Here is a 4,913-nt window from a genome sequence, read left to right as displayed (position 1 = left end):
GGGTGCTCTGGCGGCTGACGCTGCCGGAACACCGCGCGCGCCGCGTGTCGCCACCGAGCGTGCTCGGCAACGTGCGCAGTCTGTTGGCACACCGTCCCTTGCGTTACGGCATCGTGGCGCTGTTTCTTTATGTTGGCGCGGAAGTCAGTATCGGCAGCTTCCTGATTGCCTATCTGACACAAGCGGGCACGGGCATCGTCGACCATGCGCAGGCAAGCGGGTATCTGGCGCTGTATTGGGGTGGGGCGATGGCGGGGCGATTCGTGGGCGCGTGGCTGTTGCGCAAGGTGTCGCCCGGGCGGCTGCTGAGCCTGTGTGCGCTCTATAACGTGGTGTTGATTCTCGCGTCGTTCGCCTTGCCGGCGTCGTTCGCGATGTGGTCGTTGCTGGCCTGCGGTCTCGGCAACGCCATCATGTTCCCGACGATTTTCTCACTCTCGGTGGGCGGGCTCGGCGCGCGCGTGAGCGAGGGCGGCGGGCTGATCTGCATGGCGATCGTTGGCGGCGCGGTGTTGCCTTATCTGCAGGGGGCACTGGCGGATGGCATCGGCATCGGGTTGTCGTTCCTCGTGCCGGCGGTGGCGTACTGTTACATCGCCGGATTCGGGGCATGGTGCGTGCGCACCGCGCCCGAATTGGCTGCCGTCGCCGAGGGGCCGGCGCACATGAATGGCCGGTCAACGCCTGGCGATCAACCCGGCTTGCCGAACGTATAACGACCGAAGAAGAACAGCACGTTGCCGTTGCCCTTGCCGCCGGGCACATAGGTGGTCGAGACCGAGGCGCGCCCCACGCCGATTTCGGCGAGGGGCAGCGCGCCGGGGAAGGGCACGCCGCGGAGCGTGTCCGAGCGCGACATCAGGAAGACCGTATAGCCGAGCCCGAAACGCACGGGCCCGGCGTTTGCGACGTTCCAGATGCGGCCGTAGCCGGCCATCGGCGACCAGTCGTTATGCGAGTCCTTGAACGCCATGGCGTACAGCATTCGTGACCCCTTATCGCCGTCGGACAACACACGGCCGTAGCCGAGTCCCCACGGGTTTTCGTTGTACTGGGCGATCTTTTCGCTCGTGTAGGCGAAGCGCAGGTGATGGGTATGCAGCGGTACGTAGAGATCGCTCGCACCTTGCGTGGCAACGTCGCGGACTGCATCGACGATGGCGCCGGTCCACGTCGAGATGCCACTCGGGGCGTCGTCGGCATGGGCTGCCAGCGGTGACAACAACGTCAACGCCGCACCCAGCGCGACAAGCGTGCGGCGGCCAGACGAGGGAGAAATTCTTGAGGGCGAGGCAAGCGGTGCGAGTCGAATCGATGGCGCGAGCCGCCCGGTGCGTCGGGGGTTCGTATTCATGGTTGAGCTTGTCGTGTTGCAAGAAACGTGTCGATCACGGTCGTCGGAAGGGTGCCGGCAAACGGCACGCCGCGAACTTGGGACGTCGCCCTGACGCGCTTCGTGACCGGCATCCCAATCTTTCTAGACCTCGTCGCCGTTGCAAAAGTTCGAATGACCGATTTTTCGCGTAACGGCCCAAGCCCGAAGCACGGGCTGATCGAACCTGCCGCTCGGCGAAGAAGTCGTTTCGCGTCAATGACCTATCGTGGATATCGACGTGTTATTCACCGGGTTGTGAACATTTTCTGTGGATAACATCTCGCCGCGTGCGTCCGCGTGGGCCATGCGAAATTGGGGTATCGCAAGACGCTCGACGGCGCGCAGCAAATGCGCGCCCCCCTTTTTCTCCGTCCGATCAAGGACTTGAGGAAGCTATCCGCGAGTTGTCCACTGGCTTGCAAACAAATTCTGTGGATAACGAACTTCCGCGAAACCGGCGCCAGGCCGCGTTTTCCAACGCATGGCTCAACTTTCGCGCGCCCCCATTCTTCCCTGTCGAATCAGCCACTTGCCATGCTTTTCCGCAAGTTATCAACGGGCTTGTGAACAAAAAGTGTGGATAAGCTCGGGTTTCATTGATCTCAATATATGAGATCAATATTTACATATTGACATTTTGAGTGTCGCGCAATTACGATGCGGCTCATATCAGTGGACGGATACGTTCAGGAGACGACAGTGACGGAACGACGCAAACAGAAAGTGGCGATCATCGGCTCGGGCAACATCGGCACCGACCTGATGATCAAGGTGATGCGCAACAGCGAGCATCTGGAAATGGGCGCGATGGTCGGTATCGATCCGGCCTCGGATGGCCTGGCGCGTGCGCAGCGCCTCGGCGTGCCGGTCACCGCTGAAGGTATCGACGGCCTGCTGGCAATGCCCGGTTTCGAGGACATTCGCATCGCATTCGACGCGACCTCGGCCAAGGCGCATGCGCATCACAACGCGCTGCTGCAAGCGCGTGGCGTGCAAGTGATCGATCTGACGCCGGCCGCCATTGGCCCGTACGTGATTCCGTCGATCAACCTCGACGCGCATCTGGACGCGCGAAACATCAACATGGTGACGTGCGGCGGTCAGGCGACGATCCCCATGGTCGCGGCCATCTCGCAGGTGGCGAAGGTGCATTACGCGGAGATCGTCGCGTCGATTTCGAGCAAGTCGGCGGGGCCGGGCACGCGCGCCAACATCGACGAGTTCACGGAAACGACGTCGAAAGCGATTGAAGTGCTGGGCGGGGCTTCGCGCGGCAAGGCGATCATCGTGCTCAACCCGGCGGAGCCGCCGCTCATCATGCGTGACACGGTGTTCGTGCTGTCCGAGCCGGGGGATCAGGCCGCCATTGCCGCGAGCATTCAGGCGATGGTCGACAAGGTGCATGCCTACGTGCCGGGCTATCGTCTCAAGCAACAGGTGCAGTTCGAGTTGTTCGACGCATCGCGTCCGCTCAACGTGCCGGGCTTGGGCAAGCTCACCGGCCTGAAGACCTCGGTCTTCCTCGAAGTGGAAGGGGCCGCGCACTATCTGCCGGCGTATGCAGGTAACCTCGACATCATGACCAGCGCCGCGCTGGCCTGCGCCGACCGTATCGCCGCCACTCGCCTGGCGCTCGCGGCCTGACGGTCGCACGCGCTCTCAGGAGACACACCTCATCATGACGCAGAAAAAGCTCTACATTTCCGACGTGACGCTGCGCGACGGCAGCCACGCCATTCGACACCAGTACCGCATTGCCGATGTGAAAGCGATTGCCGCCGCGCTCGACGCCGCCCATGTCGACTCCATCGAAGTCGCGCACGGCGATGGACTGGCCGGCTCAAGCTTCAATTACGGTTTCGGCGCCCATACTGATCTCGAATGGATTGCCGCCGTGGCCGAGACGGTCACGCACGCCAAGGTCGCCACCTTGCTGTTGCCGGGCGTGGGCACCGTGCACGATCTGCGCGAAGCCTACGACGCAGGGGCGCGTGTGGTGCGTATCGCAACGCACTGCACCGAGGCCGACGTCTCGCGCCAACACATTGCCTACGCGCGCGAGCTGGGCATGGACACGGTCGGCTTTCTGATGATGAGCCACATGACCACGCCGCAGCATCTCGCCGAGCAGGCCAAGTTGATGGAGTCGTACGGCGCGACGTGTATCTATGTGGTGGATTCGGGCGGGGCGTTGGGCATGAATGATGTGCGCGAGCGCTTCCGCGCCTTCAAGGACGTGCTCAAGCCCGAGACGCTCACCGGCATGCACGCGCACCACAACCTGAGCCTTGGCGTGGCGAACTCCATCGTTGCGGTGGAGGAGGGCTGCGATCGCATCGACGCGAGTCTGGCGGGCATGGGCGCGGGCGCGGGCAACGCGCCGCTGGAAGTGTTTATCGCCGCGGCATCGCGTTTGGGTTGGCACCACGGCTGCGATCTGTACACGTTGATGGATGCCGCCGACGACATCGTTCGCCCGTTGCAGGATCGCGCGGTGCGCGTGGATCGCGAGACGCTGGCGCTTGGCTACGCCGGCGTGTATTCGAGCTTCCTGCGTCACGCGGAAGCCGCTGCCGCGCGCTACGACCTCAAGACCGTCGACATCCTGGTCGAGCTGGGTCAGCGTCGCATGGTGGGGGGTCAGGAGGACATGATCGTCGACGTGGCGCTCGATCTGCTCAAGCGACGCGCGGCGTAGCGCCGAGATGCGCCTCCCCTGGCGCAGCGCCCGGGGAGCGGAGCCCTCGTCGCCCTACCGACACCGGCCCTTGTCCGCAGGGGCCGGCTTTTTTTCAGTCGAACCGAATCAATCGACGAGCCTTAGCCCCCGTGACCGGACCAGCCGAGCTGGTGACTGATTTGCGCGGCGGCGTGCTTCACGCGCGGCACGAGTTCCTGCATGCGCTCGCGGCTCATGTACTTGGTCGTACTCGAGACACTGATGGCGGCCACGATATGCTGGCTTGCGTCATACACCGGCGCGGCCACACAGCGAATTTGCGGCGTGTCGTCCTCCAGATCGAAGGCGTAACCGAGACGGGCGTAGTCGTGCATGCGGGCGAGCCACGCCGTCGTGTCGATCGACGTTGACGGCGCCTGCGACCGATAGTGAGCAAGCTGCGCCTTCCAAGCCGCTTCGTCCTGATCGAGCAACAGCGCCTTGCCCACGCCGGTCACGCAGATCGGCTTGCGTCCGCCAATGCGCGAGCTGATCTCCACGGCGCGTTGTCCCGGCAGTTTGTCGAGGTACATCACTTCCCAGCCGTCGGCGACGGCCAGGTGCACGGTGTCCTGCGTCTCGCTCGCGAGCGATTCGAGCGTGGGGCGTGCGACGCGTGGCAAGTCGATTTGTCGGTAGGCAAGAAACCCCAGTTCGATGAGCTTGTTGCCCAGCCGGTAGCCGCGACGCGGCTCGAAGCGCAGATACCCCGCGTGTACGAGCGCCGACGCAATCCGGTGTGTGGTCGACGTCGTGATGCCGGTGTGTGCCGAGAGGGCCGGCACGGTGTCGATGCCGGCGGCGACGGCTTCCACGATA

The 4,913-nt window shown here is 63.7% G+C and carries 4 protein-coding genes and 1 pseudogene; 3 read left to right on the top strand and 2 right to left on the bottom strand.

The annotated features are described in order from the left end of the window. Positions 1-716: pseudogene (locus tag A985_RS28560) on the top strand (hypothetical protein); the annotation flags it as partial. Here A985_RS28560 and pagP read toward each other — a convergent pair. Then, positions 692-1,354 (bottom strand): lipid IV(A) palmitoyltransferase PagP, encoded by a 663-nt coding sequence (pagP, locus tag A985_RS0112450; protein ID WP_083902289.1) that lies wholly within the window; start codon positions 1,352-1,354, stop codon positions 692-694. The pseudogene A985_RS28560 and the gene pagP overlap by 25 nt on opposite strands. Positions 1,355-2,074: 720 nt before the next feature. Between pagP and A985_RS0112445 the strand changes: the two genes are divergently transcribed. Both A985_RS0112445 and dmpG read left to right on the top strand, forming a co-directional pair. Further along, complete coding sequence (locus tag A985_RS0112445; protein ID WP_017233735.1) at positions 2,075-3,019, top strand: acetaldehyde dehydrogenase (acetylating); 945 nt, start codon at positions 2,075-2,077, stop codon at positions 3,017-3,019. Between the two features lie 34 nt (positions 3,020-3,053). Beyond that, positions 3,054-4,073 (top strand): 4-hydroxy-2-oxovalerate aldolase, encoded by a 1,020-nt coding sequence (gene dmpG, locus A985_RS0112440; protein WP_017233734.1) that lies wholly within the window; start codon positions 3,054-3,056, stop codon positions 4,071-4,073. A gap of 122 nt (positions 4,074-4,195) precedes the next feature. Here the strand turns inward: dmpG and A985_RS25310 are convergent. Further along, positions 4,196-4,913 (bottom strand): IclR family transcriptional regulator (locus tag A985_RS25310; RefSeq protein ID WP_157211448.1); only part of this gene is annotated, 718 nt, incomplete at its 5' end.

It is taken from the genome of Pandoraea sp. B-6 (genome assembly GCF_000282835.1).
Lineage (GTDB): Bacteria > Pseudomonadota > Gammaproteobacteria > Burkholderiales > Burkholderiaceae > Pandoraea > Pandoraea cepalis.
This window is presented reverse-complemented; position numbering and strand designations above follow the sequence as displayed.

Coding starts and splice junctions, on each gene's coding strand:
- pagP (WP_083902289.1), bottom strand. CDS start 1,354: ATGAATACGAACCCCCGACGCACCGGGCGGCTCGCGCCATCGATTCGA.
- dmpG (WP_017233734.1), top strand. CDS start 3,054: ATGACGCAGAAAAAGCTCTACATTTCCGACGTGACGCTGCGCGACGGC.